General features: G+C 73.2%; 20 protein-coding genes. 9 read left to right on the forward strand and 11 right to left on the reverse strand.

What is annotated here, in order from left to right:
* The first annotated feature begins 46 nt into the window (after positions 1-46).
* Positions 47-880 carry an SCO6745 family protein gene (locus tag ACVW2K_RS16935; protein ID WP_457203311.1) on the forward strand — a complete coding sequence of 278 codons (834 nt, stop codon included), beginning with the start codon at positions 47-49 and terminating at the stop codon, positions 878-880.
* Between the two features lie 10 nt (positions 881-890).
* Here the strand turns inward: ACVW2K_RS16935 and ligD are convergent, their stop codons facing one another.
* Positions 891-2,447, reverse strand: coding sequence for a non-homologous end-joining DNA ligase LigD (ligD, locus tag ACVW2K_RS16940; RefSeq protein WP_457203312.1), 1,557 nt, complete (start codon positions 2,445-2,447; stop codon positions 891-893).
* Between the two features lie 69 nt (positions 2,448-2,516).
* On the opposite strand from ligD, the gene ACVW2K_RS16945 reads away from it, so the two are divergent.
* From ACVW2K_RS16945 to ACVW2K_RS16955, 3 genes are all read left to right on the forward strand, one after another.
* A complete protein-coding gene (locus ACVW2K_RS16945; protein WP_457203313.1) occupies positions 2,517-3,890 on the forward strand; it encodes a cytochrome ubiquinol oxidase subunit I in 1,374 nt (457 codons plus the stop codon).
* Positions 3,887-4,909: a cytochrome d ubiquinol oxidase subunit II gene (locus ACVW2K_RS16950; protein WP_457203314.1), complete on the forward strand. Its 1,023-nt coding sequence runs from the start codon at positions 3,887-3,889 to the stop codon at positions 4,907-4,909. Before ACVW2K_RS16945 ends, ACVW2K_RS16950 begins: the two co-directional genes overlap by 4 nt.
* Before the next feature lie 69 nt (positions 4,910-4,978).
* On the forward strand, positions 4,979-7,690 hold the full coding sequence (locus ACVW2K_RS16955) for a LuxR C-terminal-related transcriptional regulator (RefSeq protein WP_457203315.1): 2,712 nt from the start codon (positions 4,979-4,981) through the stop codon (positions 7,688-7,690).
* Positions 7,691-7,696: 6 nt separating this feature from the next.
* On the opposite strand, the gene ACVW2K_RS16960 is transcribed toward ACVW2K_RS16955, so the two are convergent.
* The 5 genes from ACVW2K_RS16960 to ACVW2K_RS16980 all read right to left on the reverse strand — a co-directional run bounded on the left by ACVW2K_RS16960 (position 7,697) and on the right by ACVW2K_RS16980 (position 12,718).
* A complete protein-coding gene (locus ACVW2K_RS16960) occupies positions 7,697-8,413 on the reverse strand; it encodes a sigma-70 family RNA polymerase sigma factor (protein WP_457203316.1) in 717 nt (238 codons plus the stop codon).
* Positions 8,400-9,350 (reverse strand): NADP-dependent oxidoreductase, encoded by a 951-nt coding sequence (locus ACVW2K_RS16965; RefSeq protein WP_457203317.1) that lies wholly within the window; start codon positions 9,348-9,350, stop codon positions 8,400-8,402. The genes ACVW2K_RS16960 and ACVW2K_RS16965 overlap by 14 nt, the downstream gene beginning before the upstream one ends.
* Positions 9,347-9,829, reverse strand: a complete 483-nt coding sequence (locus ACVW2K_RS16970; RefSeq protein ID WP_457203318.1) for a DUF4345 family protein — start codon at positions 9,827-9,829, stop codon at positions 9,347-9,349. The genes ACVW2K_RS16965 and ACVW2K_RS16970 overlap by 4 nt, the downstream gene beginning before the upstream one ends.
* A 124-nt stretch (positions 9,830-9,953) precedes the next feature.
* Positions 9,954-11,531, reverse strand: a complete 1,578-nt coding sequence (locus tag ACVW2K_RS16975; RefSeq protein ID WP_457203319.1) for a helix-turn-helix transcriptional regulator — start codon at positions 11,529-11,531, stop codon at positions 9,954-9,956.
* Positions 11,522-12,718: an AAA family ATPase gene (locus ACVW2K_RS16980; protein WP_457203320.1), complete on the reverse strand. Its 1,197-nt coding sequence runs from the start codon at positions 12,716-12,718 to the stop codon at positions 11,522-11,524. The genes ACVW2K_RS16975 and ACVW2K_RS16980 overlap by 10 nt, the downstream gene beginning before the upstream one ends.
* A gap of 143 nt (positions 12,719-12,861) precedes the next feature.
* On the opposite strand from ACVW2K_RS16980, the gene ACVW2K_RS16985 reads away from it, so the two are divergent.
* Together ACVW2K_RS16985 and ACVW2K_RS16990 are read left to right on the forward strand one after the other, a co-directional pair.
* Positions 12,862-13,515 carry an HD domain-containing protein gene (locus ACVW2K_RS16985; RefSeq protein ID WP_457203321.1) on the forward strand — a complete coding sequence of 218 codons (654 nt, stop codon included), beginning with the start codon at positions 12,862-12,864 and terminating at the stop codon, positions 13,513-13,515.
* The gene (locus ACVW2K_RS16990) at positions 13,512-14,159 is read left to right on the forward strand and encodes a sensor histidine kinase (protein WP_457203322.1); all 648 of its coding nucleotides are present in this window, start codon (positions 13,512-13,514) and stop codon (positions 14,157-14,159) included. The genes ACVW2K_RS16985 and ACVW2K_RS16990 overlap by 4 nt, the downstream gene beginning before the upstream one ends.
* A 15-nt stretch (positions 14,160-14,174) precedes the next feature.
* Here the strand turns inward: ACVW2K_RS16990 and ACVW2K_RS16995 are convergent, their stop codons facing one another.
* Positions 14,175-15,380: a hypothetical protein gene (locus tag ACVW2K_RS16995; RefSeq protein WP_457203323.1), complete on the reverse strand. Its 1,206-nt coding sequence runs from the start codon at positions 15,378-15,380 to the stop codon at positions 14,175-14,177.
* 13 nt (positions 15,381-15,393) lie between these two features.
* Positions 15,394-19,188 carry a UPF0182 family protein gene (locus ACVW2K_RS17000; RefSeq protein ID WP_457203324.1) on the reverse strand — a complete coding sequence of 1,265 codons (3,795 nt, stop codon included), beginning with the start codon at positions 19,186-19,188 and terminating at the stop codon, positions 15,394-15,396.
* Between the two features lie 190 nt (positions 19,189-19,378).
* Here ACVW2K_RS17000 and ACVW2K_RS17005 point away from each other — a divergent pair, with 190 nt between their 5' ends.
* Positions 19,379-20,125 (forward strand): hypothetical protein, encoded by a 747-nt coding sequence (locus ACVW2K_RS17005; RefSeq protein WP_457203325.1) that lies wholly within the window; start codon positions 19,379-19,381, stop codon positions 20,123-20,125.
* Here ACVW2K_RS17005 and ACVW2K_RS17010 read toward each other — a convergent pair.
* Positions 20,117-20,785, reverse strand: coding sequence for a response regulator (locus ACVW2K_RS17010; RefSeq protein ID WP_036570745.1), 669 nt, complete (start codon positions 20,783-20,785; stop codon positions 20,117-20,119). The two genes, ACVW2K_RS17005 and ACVW2K_RS17010, sit on opposite strands and share 9 nt — an antisense overlap.
* A 118-nt stretch (positions 20,786-20,903) precedes the next feature.
* Between ACVW2K_RS17010 and ACVW2K_RS17015 the strand changes: the two genes are divergently transcribed.
* Both ACVW2K_RS17015 and ACVW2K_RS17020 read left to right on the forward strand, forming a co-directional pair.
* A complete protein-coding gene (locus ACVW2K_RS17015) occupies positions 20,904-21,812 on the forward strand; it encodes a serine/threonine-protein kinase (RefSeq protein ID WP_457203326.1) in 909 nt (302 codons plus the stop codon).
* Positions 21,813-22,010: 198 nt separating this feature from the next.
* Positions 22,011-22,808 carry a hypothetical protein gene (locus tag ACVW2K_RS17020; RefSeq protein ID WP_457203327.1) on the forward strand — a complete coding sequence of 266 codons (798 nt, stop codon included), beginning with the start codon at positions 22,011-22,013 and terminating at the stop codon, positions 22,806-22,808.
* A gap of 33 nt (positions 22,809-22,841) precedes the next feature.
* Here the strand turns inward: ACVW2K_RS17020 and ACVW2K_RS17025 are convergent, their stop codons facing one another.
* Together ACVW2K_RS17025 and dxs are read right to left on the reverse strand one after the other, a co-directional pair.
* Positions 22,842-24,032, reverse strand: coding sequence for a hypothetical protein (locus tag ACVW2K_RS17025; RefSeq protein WP_457203328.1), 1,191 nt, complete (start codon positions 24,030-24,032; stop codon positions 22,842-22,844).
* Entirely contained in the window at positions 24,013-25,917 is a 1,905-nt protein-coding gene (dxs, locus tag ACVW2K_RS17030) for a 1-deoxy-D-xylulose-5-phosphate synthase (protein ID WP_457203329.1), read from the reverse strand. The genes ACVW2K_RS17025 and dxs overlap by 20 nt, the downstream gene beginning before the upstream one ends.
* Positions 25,918-25,922 lie beyond the last annotated feature (5 nt).

The following is a 25,922-nucleotide window of genomic DNA, read 5'->3' on the forward strand; positions in this document are numbered from 1 at the left end:
TGGTACTCGTGACAGACGGCCACCACGAGCACAGGAGACGACGAGGATGCAGCACCGAGAGCCCGTTGCCAGGCGGCTGTACGACCTCACCGAGCCGATCTCGCTGGTCAACTTCTTCTCCGACGAGCCGAACGACTCGATGGCGGCGCTCGGCTTCGACAACTACTGGGACGGCTACTTCGCCGGTCGCGCGGCGCCGCTCGGACTGGTCCCCGCCGAGGTGGTCCATGCGGCCTTCTACAACTTCGCCGACGGCGAGGCGGCCCGCCACATCCCCCGGGTCTGGGACACGACCACGCCGGCGGCAGCGCACGCCGCGCGCGAGCAGGGCTGCGTGACGGCACTGCGCCGAATCCTGGGCGACCTCGTGGAGACCGCCGGGTTCGCCCGGGCCGGCGACCTCCTCGCCCGGGCCTCGACGAGCGCGCCGACCGAGGGGCGTGTGATGTACGCCGGCCTGCGCGCGCTGCCGGTGCCCGAGGAGCCCGTGGCCCGGCTCTGGCACGCCGCCAACATGCTGCGCGAACACCGCGGGGACGGCCACATCGTGGCCCTGGTGTCGGAGCGGATCGGCGGTACCGAGGCCCACGTGCTCAGCGCCCTCGAGATGGGCATCCACCCGGCGGAGTCGTTCGGCCGCATCCACCACCTCCCCCGAGCCAGGCTGGCCACGGTCATGGGCGGGCTGCGCGACCGCGGCCTCGTCGATGCCTCCGGCCACCTCACCGGAGCCGGGCGTGCGACCAAGGAGCGGATCGAGGCCCTGACCGACGCGCTGGCGGAGGCGCCGTACACCGGGCTCGACGAGGGCGAGCTCGGCGAGCTGGTCATCGCGCTCGAGCCGATCTCCACCAGGCTCCGGGCGACCGGGTCGCGGTAGGGAGCACTGCTCAGGTGATCTCGGGCAGTTCCTGGGCGGCGCCGAGCAGCGCCCGGAACGGGTCGCCGCGATCGGCGAGCCGGTCCAGGACCGTCCGGATGGTCCACCGGTCGGGCCGGAGGTCCGGGTCGTCGAGCTCGTCCCACCCGATCGGCACCGAGACCGGGGCGCCGGCTGCCGGCCGCGGCGAGTACGGCGCCACCAGCGTCTTGTTGATCGCGTTCTGCGTGTAGTCGAGCCGCGCCAGGCCCCGGCGCGCCTTGACCTCCCACTTCCAGCTCACCAGCTCGGGGACGACCTTCCCGACCGTCCGCGACAGCTTCTCGACCCAGGCCCGGGTGTCGTCGAACGTGTAGCCCGCGACGAGCGGGATCCACACCTGGATCCCGCGCCGCCCGGTGACCTTCGGTCGCGCCGCCACACCGAGGTGCTCCAGCGCCGTGCGGTGCAGCCGCGCCAGCACCAGCAGCTCGTCCCAGCTGGTCCGCTCCCCCGGGTCCAGGTCGACGAGGGCGTACGTCGGCTCGTGCGGGGCCTCGGCGCGCGAGGTCCACGGGTGCCACTCGAGCGCCCCGAAGTTGGCGACCCAGACGAGTGCGGCCGGCTCGTCCGGCACGACGTACGCGGTCGTCTCGCCCTCGTCCGCGTCGGGGTTCTCCCAGCACCTCAGCCACTCAGGAGCGTGCTCCGGGCGCTGCTTGTGCCAGAACCCCTTGCCGTCGGCGCCGTCGGGATAGCGGTGCATGTTCAACGGGCGCCCCTCCAGGTACGGCAGCGCGTACGGCGCGATCCGCGCGGTGTAGGCGAGCAGCTCCCGCTTCGTGATCGGCGGGTCGCCCCCGAACAGCACCTTGTCGAGGTTGGTGACCTTCACCCGGCGGCCGAAGACCTCCCAGGTGCCCTGGTGTCCCAGCGCCCCGAGGGCGTCGATGGCGGCGTCGGGCAGCGGCTCGGGGAGCAGCGACACGCTCGCCTCCGCGGCCGGAGCGTCGGACCGCCAGAGCCGGTCCGGATCCGCCTCGACCTCCTCGTTGGTGCGACCACTGAGCACCGAGCGAGGGTGGTCCTCGGGATCCCAGCCGTCGACGGCGTGCGCGTCGTGCTTGTGCAGGAGCATCCACTCCTCACCCTCGCCGCGGCGGACCAGGACCAGGCGGCCGTGCAGCTTCTCGCCGTGCACCTCCGCGTGCAGCTCGCCGGACCGCACGGCGGCGCCCGGGTCCGCGGTGTGCACGGGTTCCCAGGTGCCGGTGTCCCACACGATCACGTCGCCCCCGCCGTACTCCCCCGACGGGATCACGCCCTCGAAGTGCAGGTACTCCACCGGGTGGTCCTCGACGTGCACCGCCAGGCGGCGGGCCGCTGGGTCGAGCGTCGGTCCCTTCGGGACCGCCCAGCTGACCAGGACGCCGTCGATCTCGAACCGCAGGTCGTAGTGCAGCCGGCTCGCCCGGTGTCGCTGGACCACGAACCTCCGTCCCGCACCGTCGGCCGCGACCTCTCCCGCGGGCTCGGGGGTGCGTGCGAAGTCCCGCTTGTGGCGGTAGGCGTCGAGCTGGTCAGCCATGACGTGACGGTGCCCGCAGCGGCGCGCGAGCACGCGCGTGGGAGGACGTGAGTCGGGTACCGGCCGCGCATGCCGGACCTGTTGCTCGGTGCGCTCACCGCCGACCCCGCCGCGCTGCTACCGGCGCGCGAGCAGATGGCCGTCTCGCTGGGCTGGCACATCGTGCTGGCCTGCTTCGGTGTCGCGTTCCCCACGATGATCTTCGTCGTCCACCGGCGCGGCGTGGTCCGCGACGACGCCGTCGCCCTGCGGCTGGCACGGCGATGGTCGAAGGTCGCCGCGGTCCTGTTCGCGATCGGGGCGGTGTCCGGCACCGTGCTCAGCTTCGAGATGGGGCTGCTCTGGCCCGGGCTGATGGGGCCGTACGGCGACGTGCTCGGCCTTCCGTTCGCGTTCGAGGGGTTGTCGTTCTTCGTCGAGGCGATCTTCCTCGGTCTCTACCTCTACGGCTGGGACCGGATGCCGCCGCGACGGCACCTCCTGCTGCTGCTCCCGATGGCTGTCGCCGGGATCGTCGGCAGCTACTGCGTGATCTCGGTGAACGCCTGGATGAACATGCCCACCGGGTTCCGGGTCGTCGACGGCCAGGTCACGGACGTCGACCCGTGGGCGGTCCTGTTCAGCAGCGGCACCGTCCTGAGCTTCGCCCACATGTGGGTGGGAGCGTTCATGGTGGTCGGCTTCGTCGTCGCCGCCGTCTACGCCGCCGGCATGCTCCGTGGCCGCCGCGACGACCACCACCGGCTCGGCTTCACGGTGCCCTTCGGGTTCGCCTCGGTGGCCGCGGTCGTGCAGCCGGTGATCGGCCACGTGCTCGGGATGCGGCTCGGGGAGACGCAGCCGGCGAAGCTCGCGGCGTTCGAGCTGGCCACCACCACCGAGCAGCCCGCACCGCTGCGCATGGGCGGGCTGCTCGTCGACGGCGACCCGCGCTTCTACCTGGCGATCCCCCGCTGGGGGTCGTTCATCGCGCGCGGCTCGTTCCGCAAGCCGGTCGCCGGGCTCGACACGGTGCCGCGGGAGGACTGGCCGCCGGTGAACGTCACCCACGTGGCCTTCCAGACCATGGTCGGGATCGGCACGCTGCTCGCGGTCGCCGTGGTCGTCTTCTGGATCGCCCGCTGGCGGGGCCGGGACCCGCTCGCCCACCGACCGGTGCTGCTGGGAGCCGTGCTGGCCGGGCCCTTGGCAGTCCTGGCCCTGGAGAGCGGGTGGGTCGCCACCGAGGTCGGGCGGCAGCCGTGGACCGTGTGGCACGTGCTGCGCACCCCTGCCGCGGCGACCGACAACCCCGGCATCTGGTGGAGCTTCGCGGGTGCCTGCCTGCTGTACCTCGGCATGACCGTCGCGGCGTACGTCGTGCTGCGTTCGATGGCGCGGCGCTGGCGGGCCGGCGAGGAGCACCTGCCGAGTCCGTACGGACCGGAGGAGGTTCCACGGTGAGCCTCCCCGAGCTCGTGGCCGCGGCGCTCTTCGCCGGGGTGCTGGCGTACGGGTTGTTCGGCGGCGCCGACTTCGGCACCGGCTGGTTCGACCTCACCGCCGGGGGCAGCGCCCGCGGCGCCGCGGTCCGGACCCAGGTGGACGAGAGCATCGGGCCGGTCTGGGAGGCCAACCACGTGTGGCTGGTCTACGTGCTCGTGACCTGGTGGACCGGCTTCCCGGAGACGTTCGCCGCAGCAACCACGACGCTCTTCGTACCGTTCCTGCTCGCGCTGCTCGGCATCGTGCTGCGGGGGGCGGCGTTCGCGTTCCGCAAGTACTCCGGCACCCTCGGCCAGGCGCGGGTCTTCGGCGCTGTCTTCGCCGCCTCGTCCCTGCTCGCGCCGTTCTTCCTCGGGACCATCGCCGGTGCGATCGCCTCCGGCCGGGTGCCCGCCGAGGGGTACGGCGACCGCTGGCACTCCTGGCTGAACGCGACGTCGCTCTTCGGCGGTGCGATCGCGGTCGGGACCTGCGCCTTCCTCGCGGGCGTCTTCCTGACGGCGGACGCCGCCCGGGCCGGACGCGTCGCGCTGGCACGGACGCTCCGCCGGCGGACCGTGGGCGTCGGCGTGGCCACGGGTGCGCTGGTCTTCGCGGCCCTGGTCCCGATCCTCCACGACGCGCCGACCCTGGCCGACGGCCTCACCGGCCGCGCCGCTCCGCTCGTCGCGCTGTCCGGGCTGGCCGGTGTCGCCACGCTCGTGCTGCTCGTCCGGCACCGGTACGCCGCCGCCCGGGTCGCCGCCGTGCTCGCGGTCGGGTCCGTGCTGCTGGGCTGGGGCCTCGGGCAGTACCCGTGGCTGCTGGTCGACGAGGTCACCATCGAGCAGGGAGCGGGCGCACGCGCGACGCTCGTCGGCCTGCTGGTCGCGGTCGGTCTCGCCGCCGTCGTCGTGCTCCCGCCCCTGGTGTGGCTGTTCCGTTCCACCCAGTGGCCGGCGACAGCCGAGATCACCGACCACGGCGCCGGCCGGTAGGCGAGCCGCACGTCGCGTCCGTCGACGCCGACCCTCCACGAAGCGAGCTTCGCGACCTATGGTGCATGGGTGAGCCCGTACGGGAGCGGATTCTGGGCTGGCGAGCTCGACGGCCTGGTGGGGAGGGACCCGGTCCTGGTCGCCGTGCGCGACCTGCTCGCGGCCGGCGACCGGACGGTCGTGCTCACGGGCCTGCCGGGCTCGGGGAAGACCTCGGTGCTGACGGTGGCCGCCCGTGCCCTGGCGGCCGACGGCTGGCTCGTGCTGCGCATGACCGGGTACGAGAGCGACCGCGACCTGGCGTTCGGCGTCCTCGTCGACCTGCTCGCCAGCGCGCCCGACGCCGAGGAGGTCCTCGACCACGTCGTGCCTGACCCGGACCGGGCCACGGTCGTGGACCCCCTGCGGCTCCGGCTCGACGTCCTCGCCTGGCTCGAGCAGGTCAGTGAGTCGCGGGCCGTCGTCCTCGTCGCCGACGACCTGCAGTGGTGTGACGACAGCACGCTGTCGGTGCTCGGCTTCGTCGCGAACCGGCTGGCGGGGTCGGACATCTCCGTCCTCGCCGCGACCCGCGCGGACGTCCCGCCCGCACCGCTGCGGCACCACACGCACCTGGCGCTGCCCGGGTTGACCGACCGCGACGCGCGGGTACTGCTCCGGCGGGCCGGCGTCGCCAGCCCGCCGGCGTGGGTGATCGAGCGAGCCGCCGGGAACCCGCTCGCGCTGCTCGAGCTCGGTCGAGCCGCCTCCGACGGCGCCGGCGAGACGGCCCCCTCGAGCGTCGAGACGGCGTTCAGGGAACAGGTGGCCGAGCTGCCGGCCGCCACCCGGTCGGCGCTCCTCCTGGCGGCGACCGGTGTCGGCGATCTCGCGGTCCTGGGCCGGACCACGGACGCCGCCGAGCTCGTCGCGGCGCTGGCGCCGGCCGAGGCGGCCGGTCTCGTCACCGTGGTCGACCACGTCGTGACCTTCCGGCATCCGCTCGTGGCCGCCGCGGTGGGCGGTCTCGCGACCACGACCGACCGGATGGCGGCCCACGCCGCGCTGGCCGCCGCCTACGAGGACGACGTCGAGCGTGCGGCCTGGCACCGCGCCGAGGCAACGGTGGTGCCGGACGAGGACGTGGCCCGGGCGCTCGTCACCGCCTCGTCGCTGGCGACCCGTCGAGGAGCGAGCGCCGAGGCGGGGCGGCTGATGGCGCGAGCCTCCGAGCTGAGCCCCGACCGGTCCGACCGCGAGGAGCGACTGCTCTGGGCCCTGCAGATCAGCGTGAACGCCGGCAGCTTCGACTGGGTGGTCGAGGCCGGTGGCCGGCTCGAGCTGGAGGCCGAGGACGTGTCCGTCCAGGCGCGCGCCGCGCAGTCTGCTGCCTACGCCCTGGCCCAGACCGACCGGTCGAGTGCGGCGCGCCGGGCGCTCGTGCGCGTCCTCGAGCGGGTCGTCACGGTCGACCCGCCCTCGGGGTGGAGCACGTTGAGCACGCTCGCCGTGCTCGCGTACCGGACCGCGTGGGACCGTGACGAGCTCGCCCGGTGGCTGGAGGTCTACGACGCCGCCACCGACCCGGCGGAGACGGGTGACTTCCCCGCCATGCTGCCGGCCGCGCGGTCCCTGATCCGGATGCTGATCGACCCGCTGTCGGATCCCGACGACATCGTCGAGCTGGTGCACCGGGCGCCGGTCCCGGACTACCCGCTGTTCCTGGCCGCGAGCCACGAGATGCTCCTGGGCGCCGCCGCGTGGCTGCTCGACGAGCCCGCGATCGCCCGCGACCGGCTCGGCCGCTCGCTGGAGCTGATGCGCGCCGCCGATGCTCCCGGGGAGATGGCCCAGACCCTCATCGCGCTGGCCCTGGTGCAGGTGCAGCTCGGCGACTACGACGCTGCTGACGATGCCGGCCGGCTGGTCACGGACATCGCCGAGTCCCGCGACCAGCGCTACGGTCTCAGCGACGGCTACGAGATCCGGGCCCGGGTCGCTGCCCTGCGTGGTGAGACCGAGGTCGCCCGCGAGCTGTGCGGCCGGGTCCTCCAGGAGCTGCCGCCCGGCGAGGCCGTGGCGATCGACCTCACGGTCGGCATCACGATGTCATGGGTCCGCCTGGGCGAGGACGACGTCCGGGGTGCGTGGCACGAGGTCAGCGGGCTCTTCGACGACGACGGCGCGGCCGCGCACCCGCACCTGTCGTACCGCGAGCTCGGCCACTACGCGGCGAGCGCGGCCCGCGTCGGCGAGCTCGAGCAGCTCGCCACGGTGGTCGAGGCGGCCGGGCGCCGGCTGCCGCGGCCACGCCCCTTCCACCAGCTCCAGCTCGCCCGCGCCCGAGCCCTGCTCGGCGGCGACGATGCCGAGCGCTGGCACGTCGAGGCGATCGGCAACCCGCTCGCCGCGCAGTGGCCGTTCGAGCTGGCCAACGCACACCTGGAGTACGGCGCGTGGTTGCGCCGCCGGCACCGGCCGACCGACGCCCGGGACCAGCTCCAGCATGCACTCGAGACGTTCGACCGCCTCGGCACCAGGGCCTGGGCGGACCTCGCCGGTGCCGAGCTCAGGGCGGCGGGCGTGACGACCCACGACCCCGAGCCGTCGGCGTGGGCCCGGCTCACCGCGCAGGAGCGCGAGGTGGTGCGCCTGGCGGCCACCGGCCGGACCAACCCGGAGATCGCCGCGGCGCTCTACCTGTCCCCCCGGACGGTCTCGACACACCTGTACAACGCGTTCCCGAAGCTCGGCGTGCGCTCCCGCGCCCAGCTGCGGGACGTGGTCCCCGAGTCGAGGTAGGTCGCCTCAGGCCGCCTCCACCAGCCGGTCACGCAGCTCGCCGAGGTAGCGGGTGAGAAGCCGCGAGACGTGGTACTGGGTGACGCCCAGCTCCTCAGCGATCTCCTGCTGGCTCCACCCGTCGACGAACCGCCGGTGCAGGAGGTGCTGCGCGCGCTCGGGAAGCGTGCGCAGGTGCGGCCACAGCAGCAGGCGGGCTTCGGCCTGCTCCCACGTCCGGTCCCACTCGTCGACGATCGTGGCGCCGATCGGCGTCGACCTGCCGGGCCTGGGGCCGTCGAGGCTGCGAGGCCGGAAGCAGGTCTCCACGTCGATGCCCGCGACGACGTGGTCGGCGCCGGGCTCCGCCCGGGAGTGCTGCTCCTGCACGGGCCGCGGCGGACGGATCGCCCAGGCCGAGTCGCGGAAGTAGCGCTTGATCGCACCCGTCATGCACGGGATCGCGTAGGCCAGGAACTCGTGGCCGCGACTCGCGTCGAACTCGCGTGCCGCGCGGACCAGCGCGACGCACGCAACCTGCCGGAAGTCGGGTCCGAGGTCGGAGCGCCGCGCGTAGCGTCGCGCGACCGAGCTCGCGACCTCGAGGTTGGTGAGCACCAGCTGCTCGAGCAGCTCCTCGCGGTCCGGGCCTTCGGCAGCAGCCAGCCGCGCGATCAGCTCGCTGTTCCGCTCCCGGAGCTCGGTGCGGGCCGTCGGCCGGCCGTCCCGCTCACCCGCGGACACGGAGCACCACCTTGCCCCGGCGGTGCCCGGTCTCCAGCTCCTCGTAGGCGGCCCGCGCATCGGCGAGGGGCCGTACGCCGGCCACGACGGGGACCAGGACGCCTTCGTCGACGAGCCCGCTGATGGTCTGGAGCTGGGCCCGGTTGGGCTCGACGACGAAGAACGCGCCCCGCGCTCCGTGCTCCTCGGCTTCTCGGGGCTCGGGCGGCGCGACGACGCTGACCAGGATGCCGCCCCGGCGCAGGACCCGCCAGGAGCGCGACTGCGTCGCGCCGCCGACCAGGTCGAGGACCGCGTCGACCTCGTGAACGAGGTCCTCGAACCGCTCGGTCCGGTAGTCCACCGCGGTCGCCGCCCCCAGCTCCTTCACGAAGTCCAGGTCCTGTCCCCGAGCCGTCGCGGTGACACGCGCGCCCAGGTGCGCAGCGATCTGGACCGCATAGGTGCCGACACCGCCGGCGGCCCCGTGCACCAGGACGTGCTGGCCGCGCTCGAGCCGGGCATGGTCGACCAGGCCCTGCCACGCCGTGAGCGCAGCCAGGGGGATGGCGGCCGCCTGCTCGTCGTCGACACTGGCCGGCCTGGTCGCGAGCACCTCCGCCGGGACGCTGACGTACTCCGCGGCGGCGCCGTCCCGGACGAACGGGATCAGGCCGTAGACGGCTTCGGCCAGCAGCGGCGCACGGACGCCCGCACCCAGCTTCACCACCGCGCCCGAGAACTCGTGCGACGGGATGATCGGGGTCCGGTCCCGCCCACCCGGGAGCATCGCGTCCGTCCAGGTGGCGTCCCAGGTCAGCTCGTCCGGCGTGATCGACGCGGCATGCACGGCGACCAGGACCTCACCGGCTGCGGGCTCCGGCCGCGGGGCCTCCTCGAGGACCAGCTGCTCCGGTCCGCCGCGACGGTGCGCCCGGACCGCGGTCATCGTGGTCATCTCGTCTCCCGTGCCGAGGCGGTCGCGCCGAGGAGGCCGAGCAGCGGGAGCAGGATCTCCGTCACCAGGACGACGACGTTGAGTGCCTGCATCGAGGAGTCGTCGAGCGGGTGGCTGAGATGGAAGACGAAGTGCGGGACGCTGTACACCAGCCACCCGAGGCCGGCGGCCAGGAACAACGGACGGGACGGCCGCCACGCGGCCACCAGCGCCACCACGGCCATGCCGTTGACGAGCCCTCCGATGTCCCGGACGAGGTGCTCGTTGTACGGTCCCTCGGTCGCGACCCAGCCCATCCCGTTCGGGAAGTCCTGGAAGAAGGACTGCGGCGCGAGCTGCGCCCACAGTCCCTGGTAGAGACCCGCTGCGGCCAGCGCCAGCAGGGCGATGCGGGCGACCCACAGGCGAGCGGGGTCCGGCCCTGCGGCGAGGGTCTGGTCCGGTCTCATCGTGTTCGAGCCCTCCACGTGGTCACGCATGCGACGACTCCTTCCTTCCTCTGTCCGGCTCCCACCGGTTCGGGGAACCACGCTGTCCCGGACGCCTGTTGCTTCGCATCCGCCACCGGACAGCCATCTCGTCCGGCGACGGAGGACCGGGGGTTCAGCTCGTGAGCTCGACGCGGTCGAGCTGGCTGCGGGAGGTGATGCCGACCTTCGCGAAGACCTTCCGCAGGTGGTACTGGACCGTCCGGGCACTGATGAACAGGCGGCTCCCGATCTCCGGGTTCGAGAGGCCCTCGCGCGCGAGCTGGGCGATCAGGACCTCCTGGGGCGTCAGCTCCTGGGTGGCGGGCGCGGAGCGCCGGCGTGCTGTCTCGCCGGTGGCCAGGAGCTCACGCCGGGCTCGGGCTGCGAACGACTCCATGCCCATGGCGTCCAAGGCCTCGTGCGCAGTCCGCAGGTGCTCCCGCGCCTCCGTGCGGCGGCGCCCACGGCGGAGCCACTCGCCGTACACGAGGTGGGTCCGCGCGAGCTCGGCCCGCACCTGGGTGTGCTCGAGCCAGGAGATCGCCTCCAGGAAGGCGGCGTCCGCCGCCTTCCCGCTGCTCACGAGCGCACGCGACCGCGCCTGCACGCCGAGTGCCCACGGCGTGCCACTGGCTGAGGTCATCTCGGTGAGCCACTCCACCGCCTCCGCGGCCTGGGCATCGTCGCCGCAGCGGCACGCGGCCTCGATGAGCTCGGCCGCCGCCCAGTTGGCGATGCCCGGGTAGCGCAGCTCCGGGTACTCCTGGTGGTACAGCGCCTCCCGGGCCGCCGCGGCCGCCTCGGCGTACCGGCCCTGGCCGTTGTACAGCACCGCTCGCGTCCACTCCCCCACGGCGATGCTGATGCCCTCGCCCTTGGCGACCGCATCGCGGCCGGTCAGCTCGACCAGCCGCTCCGCCGTCTCGTCCTGGCCGCGCATCGCGGCGAGGCACATCGCGCTGTACGGCGCGAGCTGGCTCCCGGTGGCGCTGGTGACGGTCTCCTGCTCCTCGACCAGCGCAGCCGCGGTGGTCAGGTCGCCCGCGAACAGCAGCACCATCGCGCGGGTGCTGAGTGCCAGGGGCAGCTCGCTCAGGGCGCCCGTGGCGTGCGCGAGGTCCACGTAGCGGCGGGACAGCGTCAACCACTGGTCGTCCTCCCACAGGTGCAGGGCCGCGGAGCTGATCGGCCACAGCAGCCGCAGCTCCTGGTCCGGCGTCATCGTGTCGGAACCGAACGACGCCAGCGCCTGGCGGAAGTGCGGGACGCCCTCGGCGTACCCCTCGTTGAAGTTCGCCGTGAGGGCCAGGAGCAGCCAGTCGGTCGGCTCGGTCGGCTCCCCCGACCGCGCTGCGACGCCCGCCGTGCGGGCCACCTCCCGGACGGTTCCGCGCGCGGTCGCTGCCCGGCCGGCGAAGGTCGCCGCGTTCAGGGCACCGAGGTACACCGCCCGTGCGGACCCGGGGTCGATGGCCTCGAGCTCCACGGCTGCGGCGAGCAGGAGTGCCGGCGCCTCCCCGCCGCGGTGGAGGACGAAGGCCAGCTGGGCGCGGATCAGGCTGATCTGGGCCTTCTCGGGCTCCTCGAGGGGGCCTGCCTCCGCCAGGTCGAGCAGCTCGGTGGTGGCCGCGAACGCGCCGGCCTGGAACTGGGCCACGGCCGCGGTCAGCGCCCGCTGGGCGCGCTTCCTCGGATCGATCGTCAGAGCCACTGACCGCTGGAGGAACGCCGCCGCCGCGGCCAGGCCGCTCCGGGCCCCGGCCCGCGCAGCGGATCGCTCCAGCTCGTCGGCGACCTCCTCGTCGGGGCCCGGCGTGGCGTGCGCGAGGTGCCAGCTGTAGCGGTCCGGGCCGCCGCCCGGTCCGTCTCCTCCGCCAGCGCGCGGTGCGCGGTCTGGCGCTCCGCAGCCGGTGCCGACCAGTAGCTCACCGACCGCGCCAGCGGGTGACGGAACCTGACCCGGCTGTCGAACTCGGCCAGCCCGTGGTCGGCAGCAGCCGACGCGGCGTCTCCCCTGATGCCCAGGTGCCGGGCTCCCCGCCACACGAGCCCGGAGTCCCCGGTCGGGTCCGCCGACGCGAGCACGAGGAGTCGGCGGGTGTCGTCCGGCAGCGCCCTGATCCGACGGCGGAAGTCGTTCTCGACCGTCCTTGCGATCCCGCTGCCGTGGGGGATCGCGAACCCGCCCGCCAGGTCGTCGGCCGTGCGGCCCCGCGGCAGCTCCAGCAGGGCGAGGGGGTTGCCGCGGGTCTCGGTCACGATCTGGTTGCGCACCCGTTCGTCCAGCGAGCCGGTCAGCACCGAGTCCAGGAGTGCGCGCGCATCCGGCTCCTCGAGCCCGTCGACCGGCAGCTGCGGAAGGCCCGACAGCTCGTCGTCCAGCACGCGCGCTGCGAAGACGAGGCCGATCGACTCGGCCCCGAGACGCCGGGCGACGAAGGCCAGGACCTGACGGGACTCCTGGTCGAGCCACTGGTGGTCGTCGACGAGGCAGAGCAACGGGCCCTGGGCCGCCTCCTCCGCGAGCACGCCGAGCGTGGCGAGCCCGACGAGGAACCGGTCCGGCGGCGGGCCCGCCGCCAGTCCGAACGCGGTCGCGAGCGCGTCGCGCTGGGGGCCCGAGAGGCGGTCGAGGTTTCCGAGCATCGAACCGCACAGCTGGTGCAGGGCCGCGAAGGGGAGCTCCATCTCCGACTGCACGCCCGAGGCGCGCACCAGCCTGCCGTCGGCACCGCGGGCGGCGACGTACTCCAGCAGGGCGGTCTTGCCCACGCCCGCCTCGCCGTGGACGACCAGTGATCGGCTGGCCCCGGACCGGACGTCGGCGACCAACTGGTCCAGGAAGGCCTTCTCACTGTCCCGGCCCGTCAGCGGGCTCCGGTGCTCACGATCTCCCATGAGGGGAACGCTGCCCGTCGGCGGACGGATCCGGTATCGGACGACTGACGTAGATGCGTACGTGAGGCTGGCCAGTGGCGGATGCGACGGCTGGTGCCCGGCGGCGATCGTTGCGGAACCACCACCTCCAGAGGAGTACCGCCGTGGTCACTCACGCAGCTGACGGCGTCGCCGGCCCGCCAGTTCCCGACACGCCCCTGACCCGGGACATCACCGAGTACGTGCGCGAGGTCGAGGACGACCTCCTGTTCGACCACTCGCGCCGGGTCTACTTCTTCGGTGCGCTGCACGGCCGGCGGCGTGGCCTGGAGCCCGATCTGGAGCTCCTCTACGCCGGGGCGATGTTCCACGACGTCGGGCTGACCGAGCCCTACCGCAGCACCTCGTCGGCGCGGTTCGAGGTCGACAGCGCCGACACCGCCCGCGACTTCCTCGTCGAGCGCGGCGTCGACGCTGCCCTCGCCCGCATGGTCTGGCTCGGCATCGCCCTGCACACCACCCCCGGCATCCCCGAGTTCCTCGAACCCGAGGTCGCCCTGGTCACCGCCGGCGTGGAGACCGACGTGCTCGGGATCGGTCTCGAGCTCCTCGCTGCCGAGGCCCGGGAGGCGGTCGTCGCCGTGCATCCCCGGCCGGACTTCAAGCGGCGCATCCTGGCGGCGTTCACCGCCGGCATGCGCCAGCGGCCGGCCAGCACCTTCGGGACGCCGAACGCGGACGTCCTCGAGCACTACGACCCGACGTTCGCGCGGGAGGACTTCGTGGAGGTCATCCTGAACAGCGGGTGGCCGGAATGACCGTTCAGCTCGCGACCATCGGACGACGTGATGTGGAAGCCAGCGCCGCCCCCGTCGACGAGGTCGCCGTCCGGAAGCGGATCGAGCGGGACCTGCACGACGGCGCGCAGCAACGACTGGTCTCGCTCGGCCTCGAGGTCCACGGGGCGGTGGAGGTCACCCCGCCCGAGCTGACCGAGCTGCGCTCGCGGTTGGGCCGGATCAGCGCCGACCTGGTCGAGATCCTCGAGGAGCTCCGCAGGCTCACCCGCGGGCTCCATCCCGCCGTCCTCTCCGAGGGTGGCCTGGAGCCCGCGCTGAAGGCGCTCGCCCGGTGGTCCCCGTTGCCGGTGGAGGTGGACGCGCACCTGGAACAACGGGCGCCCGAACCCGTGGAGGTCGGCGCCTACTACCTCGTCTCCGAGGCGCTCACCAACGCGGCGAAGCACTCCGGAGCATCGCTGGTGCGGGTGGAGGCGGAGGTCCGGGACCGGGCCGTCGTGGTCGCCGTCCGCGACGACGGCGTCGGCGGAGCCGACCCGACGCGAGGCTCCGGGCTCATCGGGCTGAGGGACCGCGTCGAGATCCTCGGCGGGAGCATCGCGGTGTCGAGCCGTCCCGGTGAGGGGACCACGATCCGCGCGACCCTGCCGTTCGCCGCCTGAGAGCGACGGGGCCCCTCAGCCGGCCGGCGGGGCGGCGTGCGCCCTGCCGAACGCGGCCCGCAGGAGCCCACGCAGCCGGCGGCGACGCGCCAGGAGCAGGTTCAGCGCGAAGACGGCCAGCACGAAGGTCCCGGCGAACCGGACCGGAGTGGTCGGCCACACCACCTCCGCGGCGTAGACGCCCGCGGCGAGGAGCGCGTCGACACGCGCCGGCCGCAACGTGGCGAGCGCCGCGACGACGAAGAGCGTCACCGCGCCGGTGAGCGCCAGCTCGAGCTGCTCGCGCCCGGCCAGGGGCAGCGAGAACCCGCCTCCTCCCGCCAGGTACGCGATCGGCAGCGAGCCGAGACCCAGCGTCCACTGACTCACCGACGACGCCAGGAAGAGCGCGAGACCCTGCGCGGGCCGCCGGTTGGCCACCAGGACCGCGACGACGATCACCTCGGGCGCCTCGGTGGCGACCGGCACCACGAGCTGGATCATCACGTAGGGGTCGACACCGATCGACGAGCCGGTCAGGAGCAGCGCATGGGTGAACGGGCTCGCGATCGTGACGACGACGAGGGCCGCCCCGATGATCAGCGCGGCGACCGCAGGACGCCGGTAGGACGGCGGGAGCGACAGCAGGCCCGCCGGCACCCCGGCGACGGCCGGCTCCTCGTCGGGAGAGCCCTGGACGCGGCGGGCGTACCACACGTACAGACCGAGGAGGACGACGCCGTCGAGCACGGACAGGCTGCCCCGGACGATGATCTGGACCGCGAAGACCGCGGTGACGAGCAGGATCCCCAACTCCAGACGTCGATGTCCCGCCACCCGGACGGCCGGCGGTGGAGTGTGGCCCCGGCGCTGGGCGTTGAACGCGACGAGGAGCGGAAGTGCGATGGCGCCGGTGAGCAGGAGCCGGGTCGCGCCGGTCAGGTTCGCGGTGACGAGGTCCGCCTGCTGGATGAAGGCGAAGTGCACCTCGATGGTGAGCTCGGGTAGGACGCCGACGAGCGCCACCGCGGCGAGGACGAGTCCGCCGGAGAAGACCGCCTCCCCGGCGTCCGCCGCCCACGCCAGCAGGAAGGACGCCCCGATCAGCCCCGCACCGAGCCCGGCGGTCGTCAGCAGGACGGGGAGGAAGGGCCCCGCGAGGTGCACCGCCACCCCGAGGCCGGCACACCCCGACGCCGTCATCAGGTGTCGCACCCATGGCGCCTCCGTGTGCGGACGCACGACTCGATGCTGGTCAGGTCTCGGCACGGCCGTCCTCCAGTGCTGTCGGTCCGGGCTGCGGTTCCGGCGTGGCCGCCACGTCGATGCGCACGGTCTGGGTCGACGTCAGTCCGCCGCCCGCGCGCGACGACGTCGTGAGCCGGTAGTGGCCCGGCAGGGCCGGCGTCCAGACGAACTCGGCGCGACCGACCGGGCAGGGGAACCGCCAGGTCGGCACGTCGTCGCTCGGTCCCTCGATCTCGACGAGGGCGGTGCTGCAGCCGGCGGCCCCGAACGCATAGCTGCCGGCGACACCCACGGTCGGGTGCTGTGGCACGTGGAGGAGCTGGACGGGCGGGGGCGCGACGGCACCCTGGGGCTCGTGGACCAGGAGCCGCAGCGTCACGGTGGTCGCCTGGTCCTGCTGTCCACGCGCTCGGATGCGGATGGTCGCGCGGCCCGGCACGTCGGGTGTCCACGACACGACCCCCCGCCCGTCGGTGAGGTCGTACCGTCGCTCGAACGCGATCCCGGACCGGGTGGAGACGGTCACGACCGCACGGTGGCCGAACAGGATGCGGAAGGGCACCCGGACGGCATCGCCCACCTCGGCCCGTCCCGGGCTCCCCAGGAAGCGGACCGACGGTGGGTGCCCCAGGACCCGGACCGACGCCGAGTCGGTGACGACGGTCTCGTCGAGGCCGATGACCGACACCTTCAGGTGCGCCCAGCCCGCGGCCGACGGCGTCCACCGGATCGTGCCCGTTCCGTTGGCCAGGTGCCGCCGGAACTGTTCCCGGCCGGCAGGCGAGGTGACGGTCACGGTCTCCCGCGCCGCGTTCCCGACGTCGAAGGAGATCGGGACGGACTGGTGCACCGTGGCCGGGTCCCGCGGCCTGCGCAGCTCGACGACCGGCGGTTCGTTCAGTGCCTGCCGGACAGCACTGACGATGTCCGGGCCCAAGCCGGCATGTCCGTCGATGTACGCCGTGACGCCCAGCAGCCGGGCCGCGCCCGGTCCCCGGGAGCCCTCGTACAGGCTCTGCGTCTGCAGGACACCACCGGGCAGGAGCAACAGGTGCGGCCGTCCGAGGATCACCGAGTCGATCGAGGACTTGTCCAGGTCCCGGACCTCGAGGTTCCGCAGTCCCAGGAGGTTCCTGACCCGCGGGGTGGCGAAGACCAGCCGGCTCACCTGGGCGGGGCCGAGGGTGACGGGATCGCGCGGGAGCGTCGTCGCCGTCAGGCGCGGACGGCCCGACGGATCGATCCAGCCGGTGAGCGTCGCCACCAGGTTCTGCCCCTGGTTCGGCACGTAGTAGGTCGTGAGCGCCAGTCCGGGCTCGGTCGCGCCCGGCGGGGACGAGAACGAGTACGACGGCTGCATGGTCAGCCGGAGGTCGTCCTCGTCCGACTGGTCGAAGTCGACGCCGCTGGCCACCTCGATCGGGCCCGACAGGGCGATCGGTCGGGACCACGCGTCGGAGTCGCTCGTGAACACCCCCGGATCGAGGGCGTGGTAGGTCTCGTACGCGGTGGCCTGCGCGGTGAAGAGCTGGGTCGGGTAGCGCAACCGGTCCTGCAGGTCCTGGGGCATGGCGTCCGCCGGCAGGAACAGCGACGGGTACGCGGCGGCCCAGGCCCGGACGACCGGGTCGTCGGGATCCACCAGGTAGAGGCGCACGCGCCCCGAGAACGCGTCGACCGTCGCGCGGACCGACGCGCGCGCGTAGCTCACGGCGGCATCGCCGATCTGGAACCTCTGCGCAAAGGGGTAGTACGAGCTCGTCGTGTAGCCGTCGACGACGAACTCGATGTGTCCGTCGCTGGTCAGGGGGACGGCGCTGGAGTCCCAGTGGATGAAGGGAGCCAGGGTGTCCAGGCGGTCGTGGACGTCGCGGTGCCGGAGGATGCGCGACTCCGGCGTGATGTCGTCGGACAGCAGGATCTGCTTGCTGCCGAGCGCTGCGGCGAACGCCGCCCGGCGGACCCAGCTGGACATGGCGATCCCACCGGTCCCGGTGTAGTGGTACGACGCACCTCCCGGCGTTGCGGCCGAGTGTCCGTCGACCTCCGCCCGGCGGGTGTCGGCCAGCACCCAGGAGGCGTCCTGGACACCCCCGGCCACGGGCGCGAAGTCCCCGAAGTAGATGCGCGGCTGGGACAGCCCGACGCCGCCGGCGAGCAGCCGCGGCCCGCGGTCCTCGCCCGTCTGCGTCGCCGAGAAGCGGATCAGGCCGGAGCCGTGGGTGTACGCGAGCCGGTCGTTGTCCCAGGTCCCGCCGTTCTCCGGCACCCCCGCCAGGTCGAGCTCACGGGTGCTCACCACCGTCGGCTGCCGTCGTCCGTCCCTCCTGACGATGTCGAGGGCCTCGTCCTCCGGGCGGAAGTAGGGCGTGTCGGTCACGAGCTCGCGCATCCGCGACCCGAGCAGGTCGTTGTCCCAGGTCTGCACGTTGCGCAGGCGCGGGCTGAGTGCGCCGAAGTCGGCCGCCGTGAACCGGTGGGTGGGCGCGTAGGTCCGCGCATCCAGGCCGTCGAGCCCGAGCCCGGCCCGGGTCCCCGCGATCGACTGCGCGACCAGCGCCTGCTCACGCAGGAGCGGGTTGGGATCGACGACGAACCGCTGCACCACGGGCGGGACCACCAACGCGATCAGCACGGAGCCGGCCACGAGGAGGACGAGAGGTACCCCCACCATGACCCGCGCCCTCCGACGGCGGCCGCGGCGTGCCACCAGCGGCGCAGCCAGGCACGCGAAGGCGAGCACGACCGCCAGCATCGACAGGTTCGTGAGTCCGGGCATCCGCACGTGCACGTCCACGTAGTCGGCCCCTGCGAAGGAGTCCGAGTCGTCGGGTGAGGGCTGCTGCAGCTCCAGGAGGTAGGTCTGCAGGTGCAGTCGCCAGGCGATCGTCAGGAGGAACGCCGCTGCCAGGAACGCCAGGTGCTGCTGGGCATCGAGCGTCAGTCGCCGGCGCCGCCAGCTGAGCTTCCCGCGCACGCTGTACGCGATCGCGACGCAGGCCGCGGCGACCACGACCAGCCACAGCAACAGGTCGACGACCAGCAGCTCGAACGGGAGGGAGAACACGAAGAACCCGACGTCCTTGCCGTGCACCGGATCCGCGACCCCGAACGTCTGCCGGTGCCTCCAGAGCACGAAGGTCTGCCAGCGTCCGTCCACCGCCGACGCGAACATCCCGCCGATCACGAGGGGCGCCGCCAGCCGCCCGATCCGCACGACCCATCGGTACGTCGGCGGCGCGCCGCGGAGCGCGACGGCGAGGTTGGCGCCGGTGAACAACGCGACGGGGACCAGGACGAGGAGGCGGAACTCGAACCGGGCGACCAGGGTCCGGGTGAACACCTCACTCTGCCCGACCTCGCGGAACCAGAGGACGTCCGGCAGCGTCCGCATGACGACGTACGTGACGAGCAGCACGGGTCCGAGCACCACGACCATCGCGGTCGCCCGGGCGCGAGGGCGGAGCAGCAGCGGGCGGAGATCGGGCGGGTCCTCCGGCTCCTCCGGCTCTGGCTCCGGCTCCGGCTCCGGCTCCTCGTCCGGTACCAGCGGCACGAGCGCCCGCTCGTCCCGCAGGACCAGGGCGGCCGGCGCCACCGGCCCACGGCGACGGACGCCGTCCAGCCGGCCGTAGCGCGCGAGGAACGTCTCCAGCCCCTCGTCGCTCACCTCCCAGACGTACCGGGAGCCCCAAGCGCGCTTGCTCCCCTGGAGCTGGCTCGTGCGCAGCAGCGTCCGGACGGTCTGGGGGCTCGTGCCGAGGGCGCGGGCCGCCTCGTCCACGGTGAGGTGACCCCTCATGCGGTGCGAAAGTACCGGCGCCCTTTCGCACCGGCAACGAAAGCAGCCGGGGTTCTTTCCCAGCCCGGCAAACCTTCCGGCCAGCCGGTACCGGGCCTACCGGCTACCCGGTAGTCACCCCTTCCCGCTGGCGGCGCCGACAGGCCCGCTCCCGGGACGGACGCTAGGTGGATCCTGAGAGGAGATCACCATGAAGCAACGCGAGATCGGCGCGGTCCTCGGTCTGGTCCTCGGTCCGGTCCTCGGTCTGGTCCTCGGCGCGGTGCCCGCGCAGGGCGCAGCCCTGGCCGCCCCGGCCGCCGCGAGCGCGGCGACGACGACCGACCCCTCCTGCGTGCCGGGCACGGCGGCCTCGGACCCGAAGGCTGCCGTCGCGAAGGCGAAGGCCGCGCTGGCGAAGGCCCTCACCGACATCGGCGCGGGACGCGCGCAGTCCGCCGCGCGCGACCTGAGGGTGGTGCGCCGTCAGGCGCAGGACGCCCACGCGACGGCGACGGCCCTCATCGGGCGCCCGCCGAGCGACCCCGAGTCCGACGAGCCACCGGGGCCGGGTGCGGTGCTCAAGGTGGCCGGCCTGGAGCACCGGGTCGTGACGGCGCTCGTCCCGTTGTTCGCCGACCCGCACGGGCAGGCGGTGCAGAAGCCGCTCTCCCGCGCGACCATCCAGGTCGTGGCCTGCCGGGACACGATGCTGGGCAAGGTGATCGCGCTGAAGCCGGGCAAGCGCGACGACTACGTCGACGGGCTGTCGGACACCCTGCCCAGCTACGACGCGGAGGTCTCGGCCATCGGGGCACAGCTCGACGGCAGCCTGCTGACCTCACGTGGGCGCACGACGCTCACCCGCGCGCAGCAGGTGGTGAAGCGGACGCAGGCGAGCATGCAGGCCGTGTTCGGCGGCGGTGAGCGGCCGCCGGCAGCGCTGCGCTCACGTTGAGCTGAGGAAGGCGAGCACGGCGAGCACCCGCCGGTGGTCGACGGGCGCCTCGTCGAGGTCCAGCTTCGTGAGGATGCTGCGCACGTGCTTCTCGACGGTCCCCTCGGTCACCCACAGCGCCTGCGCGATGCCGAGGTTCGAGCGCCCCTGGGCCATCAGGGCGAGCACCTCGCGCTCGCGTGGGCTCAGCGATCCCAGCGGGTCCGTGCGCCCGCGCGCCGCGATCAGCTCCTGCACCAGCGCGGTGTCGACCACCGAGGCGCCGTGCGCCACGCGGACCAGGCTGTCCAGGAAGTCCTCCACGCCGACGACCCGGCTCTTCAGGAGATAGCCGATGCTGCGGCCGGTCGACAGCAACGTCATGGCGTGCTCGACGTCGACGTGCGCGGACAGCACCACGATGGCGATCCCGGGCAGCTCCTCGCGGATGGTCGCGGCCGCCACGAGCCCCTCCACGGTCTGCGTGGGTGGCATCCGCACGTCGACCACCACCAGGTCGGGCCGCCGCTCCCGGACCAGCATCAGCAGCCCCGCTGCATCGCCCGCCTCCCCGACCACGTCGAACCGCGGCCTCTTCAGGAGGCTGGCGATACCGGAACGGAGCAGGACGTCGTCATCGGCGAGCACCACTCGGAGCGGTCTCTCGAGCGGGCTGTCCATGATCCAGTATGGCCCATCGCGTGGTGCTGGCCGGTAGGTCGCGCGGTGCGCCACCCCCACCGCCGTCCGGCCGCTGACCGGGCAGACGAGCGGACCTCCTCGGGTGACGCTGAGCAGCATGACGGCGTACGACGTGGACGTCCTGCCGAGTCGCGACATCCCGGACGAGGACCGTTCGGGACGGCTCGTCGCGGGGCGGTACCGCATCCTCCGGCTCCTGGGCCGGGGCGGGATGGGAGCCGTGTGGCTGGCCGTCGACTGCGTCCTCGCACGCACCGTCGCCCTCAAGGAGTCCACGCGAAGCCGCGTCTGCACGGGAGACGGTGCGGACGATCCCCAGCTGCGCGAGGCCCGCGCAGCGTGCGCGATCAGCCACCCGGGCGTGGTGCAGGTCCACGACCTCGTGACCGACGGCGGCCGCCGGTGGATCGTCATGGAGGCGCTGACCGGGCACACACTGGCCGAGACCGTCCAGTGGCGGGGTCCCCTCTCGGTGACGCATGCGGTCGACCTCGGCCTCCGCCTGCTCGAGGCGCTGCAGGCGGTGCACGGCTGCGGATTGGTCCACGGCGACGTCAAGCCGGGCAACGTCCACCTGACCGCGTCCGGGAGACCGGTGCTCACCGACTTCGGGCTCGCCATCGGGAGCGGGTCGCGCGCGTGGCAGGACGGAGGGTACGTCGTGGGCAGTCCTGCCCACACCGCCCCCGAGGTGGTCCGGAGCGGCGTGCGGACTCCAGCGTCGGACCTGTTCGCACTGGGGTCGACCCTCTACTACGCGGTCGAGGGCGTCCGCCCCTTCCAGGCCGGGGATCCCGTGGCCACGACGTTCGCCGTCCTGCACGACTCCCCCGATCCCGCCCTTGGCGGAGCTCCGCTGGGTCAGGTGGTCGACGGGCTCCTCGACAAGGACCCGGCACGGCGGTTGTGGGCCGAGGACGCCTACACCTGGCTCAAGGAGATCGAGTCGGAGCTCACCTGGTCATCGGTCGACCCCCTGGACCCGGCAGACGCCGCTTCCTGCTAGCAGGGGCGACGGGCGGCCGCTGGCAGCGATGCCCGCACGGCCGCGTTCGCGAATCGTGGTGACTGCGGACGAGTACCGACACGGGCACGTCCGTCCAGGGAGGTGTCGCCGTGGCTGCACGGCGCCGACGAAGGAGGAACCCAGATGTACGAACCGGACGAGTCACCGTCAGGCCGGACCTCCGTCCGTCGCTGGCCGGTGAGGAGCGCCCCGCTGCTCATGGTGGTCGCGACGGCAGTGGCGCTGATCGCCCAGTCCGCATTGGCATCGCCCACCATGGGCCAGCGCGCGGCCGCCATCGGCGGTGCCGCCCACCGCGACGACCCGGCGACGCCGCCGGACGGCATGACCTGGATCGAGGGAGTCATCACCGACCAGGCCGCGACCGGCCAGGACAACGTCAACGTGGAGGCGTGGGCGAACGACGCCTCCGCCACGGCGCCGGCCGCCTCGGCCCTCACCTACGGCGGCGACCCGAACGACCCGGCGTCGCTGCACGGGTTCTTCCTGCTCGAGGTCCCCAGCGACCACGCCTTCGTGATCACCTTCTCCACCGTCAACGGTCAGGAGGACGGCGACCCGTTCCGGATGAAGAAGTACGGCAACGGGCTACCCGTCATGTTCCGTCCGGCCTCTCGTGCCGCCGGCCGCATCCGCGACCTCGGCACGATCGCACTCGCTCGGCAGGGCACGGTGGTCTCGTCGACCAAGGCGAGCCTCGGCAAGGGCAAGGTCACGCCGTCGAAGCGGGCCACCCTCAAGGTGAAGGTCGCCAGCCCGTACGTCTCCGACGTGGCCGGCCGGATCGCGGTCCGGGTCGCCGGCCGGCGGGTCGTCACGAAGCTCTCGAGGAGTGAGCACGGGACCACGACGCTGCGGCTCCCCCGCCTCAAGCACGCGGGTGCCTTCAAGGTGCACGCGACCTTCCTGGGGAGCGGCACGGTCAAGCGGTCGTCGGCCAAGGCGGTCAAGCTCCACGTGCACGCCCACAAGTAGGCGTTGTCCCCGGGTCGCGGCGCCGAAATCCCGTCAGCCGCTGGGGTCGTAGAGCTGGAGGATCAGCTGGTCGGCGTGCTCCGCGAGCTGGTGCGTGCTCGTGCCGAGCTGCTCGCGCAGCACGTCGTCCGGGTCGGCGCCGGGTCGTCCCATCGCGTCGAGCAGCCGCCAGGGCGCGTCCTCACCGTACGCGTCCGCGAGGTACTCCACCGCCCACCAGGACAGCCCGTAGTGGGCCTCGGAGTCCCGGTCGTTGAAGGAGGCGTCGTCGGGCAGGTCGGCGGCGCCGTTCTCGGCGGCCACGACGGCCGCCTCGGGGATCCGGCGGTCCTGCGGAGGGAGCGGCCGGACGGACACGTACTCGGCGAGGCCCTCGGAGAGCCAGACGGGCACCCGGTCGTCACGGGTGCCGACGGCGACGTGCGTGAGCTCGTGGCGGACCAGCCGGTCCCGCTCGCGACCCGGCTGGTCGAGCATCCGCGGGTTCAGCGCGAAGCGGGTGCTGCCGCCGACCGGGAACGCCACCGCGTCGAGGTCCTCGGGGTCGTCACCCGGCACGTCGTGCAGGCCGTCGAGGAACGTCGGGTCGGACAGCGCGTAGAGCACCACCGAGCGGCTCCAGTCGTACGGCACCTGAGCGGACACGGACGCGATCGCGCTCTCGACGGACGAGATCAGGGCCGGCGCCGCGTCGACGCTGCCGGCGTCGAAGACGCCGAGGACGCCGCTGCCCTGCTGCACCTGCACCGGCCCGAGGTCCCACGGCTGCGGGTCGCTGGGGTCGACAGCGATCAGCAGGAACCGTCCGGGGTGCCGGTCGGCGGCCCGGAACTCGAAGCGTTCCGCGCTGCTCACGGGCGCGTCGTCGTACCCGTCGAGCTGGAGCACCTCGGCCGCGGTGACCGAGTAGCTGTCCCCGTCGCGGACCAGGGTGCCGGGGTCGACGTGGTAGCGGAGCCTCGCGATCGGCAGCTGGGTGAGGTTGCCGAACCAGGTGCGCTGGGCGTCCCGGAACGCGCGGTCGCCGCCCACCAGGCGCGTGAACGCCGCGTCGTCGGCGCGGCGTACGACGCGGGCACGCGAGTCGAGGGCGCGGACGATCGCCTTGGCGACGTCGTGCGGTGACGCGCTGGGGTCCTCGGAGTCGTCGCCCGAGGAGCAGCCCGCGAGCGCCGCGACCACCAGGGCCGCGGCGAGGACGAGGCTAGGTGATCTGCTCGACATCGATCGGAGAACGACCTTCTGCGAGGGAGGTCATGTCCTCCACGATGCCGAGCGCCAGGGCCTGGGGGGTCAGGCCGATCCGCTCGAGGATCGCGTCGCGCTTGGCGTGACCGAGGAACTCCTGGGGGATGCCGTGGAGGCGGAACGGCGTGTGCACGCCGGCCGCGTTGAGCGTCTGGAGCAGAACCGCACCACAGCCGCCGGTCTCGCCGTTGTCCTCGATGCTGACGACGAGCCGGTGCTCACGGGCGAGGTCGAGGATCGCCGGGTCGACCGGCTTGACCCAGCGCGGGTCGACGACGGTGACGCCGATTCCCTGGGCGACGAGCCGCTCGGCGACGCCGACGGCCACGGTCGCCATCGCCCCGACCGCGACCACGAGCACGTCCTTCGGTCCGTTGCGCACCAGCACGTCACAGCCGCCGGCCTTGCCGACAGCGTCGATGTCCGCGGGCGGCGGGCCCTTCGGGAACCGCACCACGGTCGGTGCGTCCTCGACGTCGACGGCCTCCCCGAGCAGCTCGCGCAACCGGGTCACGTCCCGCGGCGCGGCCAGCCGCAGCCCCGGCACCACCTGGAGGATGGACATGTCCCACATGCCGTTGTGGCTCGCGCCGTCGTCTCCGGTCACGCCGGAGCGGTCCAGGACGAAGGTCACGCCGCACTTGTGCAACGCGACGTCCATCAGCACCTGGTCGAACGCGCGGTTGAGGAAGGTCGCGTAGAGCGCGACGACCGGGTGCAGGCCGCCCATCGCGAGGCCGGCCGCGGACGTCGCGGCGTGCTGCTCGGCGATGCCGACGTCGAAGGTGCGCCCCGGGAAGGTGGCCTGGAACTTGTCGAGGCCGACCGGGTGCATCATCGCCGCCGTCATCCCGACGACGTCGGGACGGCGGTGGCCGATCTCGACGATCGCGTCGGCGAAGTGGTCGGTCCAGATGCGGCCCTTCGGCTTCTCGGCGCCGGTCTGCACGTCGAACGGGCCCGGACCGTGGAACTGGTCGGCCTCGTGCCGCTCCGCGGGGTCGTAGCCGTAGCCCTTGCGGGTCAGCGCGTGCACGATCACCGGGCCGTTGAAACGCTTGGCCTGCGCGAGCACCTGCTCCATCGCGGCGCGGTCGTGGCCGTCGACCGGGCCGACGTACTTGAGGCCGAGGTCCTCGAAGAGTCCCTGCGGCGCGAGGGCGTCCTTGAGGCCCTTCTTCATCGCGTGGAGGGCGTCGTACGCCGCGGGCCCGACCCCGGGCACGGCGTTCAGGCGGCGCTTGACCATGTCGAGCACATGCTCGTAGCGCGGGTTGGTGCGCAGGGCGGTCAACGCGTTCGCGAGGCCACCGATCGTCGGGGTGTACGAGCGGCCGTTGTCGTTGACCACGATCACCAGCTTGCTGTCGCTGGCCACCGCGATGTTGTTCAGCGCCTCCCAGGCCATGCCGCCGGTGAGCGCGCCGTCCCCGATCACGGCGACGACGTGCCGGTCCTCGCCGCGGATCGTGTACGCCTTCGCGAGTCCGTCGGCGTAGCTGAGGGCGGTGGAGGCGTGGGAGTTCTCGACGACGTCGTGGTCGGACTCCGCCTGGCTGGGGTAGCCGCTGACCCCGCCCTGCTGGCGCAGCTTCTCGAAGCCGGCCTTGCGGCCGGTGAGCAGCTTGTGGACGTAGGCCTGGTGACCGGTGTCGAACACGATCCGGTCGCGCGGGGAGTCGAAGGTGCGGTGCAGCGCCAGCGTCAGCTCGACCACGCCGAGGTTCGGGCCGATGTGGCCGCCGGTGCGCGCGCACGTGGTGATCAGGAAGTCCCGGATCTCGCTCGCGAGCGCGTCCAGCTGCGCATCGTCGAGGTCGCGCAGGTCGCGTGGCGACGTGATCGAGTCCAGGGTGCCCATGGTGG

The organism is Nocardioides sp. HB32 (genome assembly GCF_054058995.1).

Bases quoted from the DNA above. Each gene is read 5' to 3' on its own strand.
- ACVW2K_RS16980 (WP_457203320.1), bottom strand. From the start codon at position 12,718: ATGGGAGATCGTGAGCACCGGAGCCCGCTGACGGGCCGGGACAGTGAG.
- ligD (WP_457203312.1), bottom strand. From the start codon at position 2,447: ATGGCTGACCAGCTCGACGCCTACCGCCACAAGCGGGACTTCGCACGC.
- ACVW2K_RS16965 (WP_457203317.1), bottom strand. From the start codon at position 9,350: ATGACCACGATGACCGCGGTCCGGGCGCACCGTCGCGGCGGACCGGAG.
- ACVW2K_RS17005 (WP_457203325.1), top strand. From the start codon at position 19,379: ATGAAGCAACGCGAGATCGGCGCGGTCCTCGGTCTGGTCCTCGGTCCG.
- ACVW2K_RS16945 (WP_457203313.1), top strand. From the start codon at position 2,517: ATGCCGGACCTGTTGCTCGGTGCGCTCACCGCCGACCCCGCCGCGCTG.
- ACVW2K_RS17000 (WP_457203324.1), bottom strand. From the start codon at position 19,188: ATGAGGGGTCACCTCACCGTGGACGAGGCGGCCCGCGCCCTCGGCACG.
- ACVW2K_RS16970 (WP_457203318.1), bottom strand. From the start codon at position 9,829: ATGCGTGACCACGTGGAGGGCTCGAACACGATGAGACCGGACCAGACC.
- ACVW2K_RS17025 (WP_457203328.1), bottom strand. From the start codon at position 24,032: ATGTCGAGCAGATCACCTAGCCTCGTCCTCGCCGCGGCCCTGGTGGTC.
- ACVW2K_RS17015 (WP_457203326.1), top strand. From the start codon at position 20,904: ATGACGGCGTACGACGTGGACGTCCTGCCGAGTCGCGACATCCCGGAC.
- ACVW2K_RS16990 (WP_457203322.1), top strand. From the start codon at position 13,512: ATGACCGTTCAGCTCGCGACCATCGGACGACGTGATGTGGAAGCCAGC.
- ACVW2K_RS16935 (WP_457203311.1), top strand. From the start codon at position 47: ATGCAGCACCGAGAGCCCGTTGCCAGGCGGCTGTACGACCTCACCGAG.
- dxs (WP_457203329.1), bottom strand. From the start codon at position 25,917: ATGGGCACCCTGGACTCGATCACGTCGCCACGCGACCTGCGCGACCTC.
- ACVW2K_RS17010 (WP_036570745.1), bottom strand. From the start codon at position 20,785: ATGGACAGCCCGCTCGAGAGACCGCTCCGAGTGGTGCTCGCCGATGAC.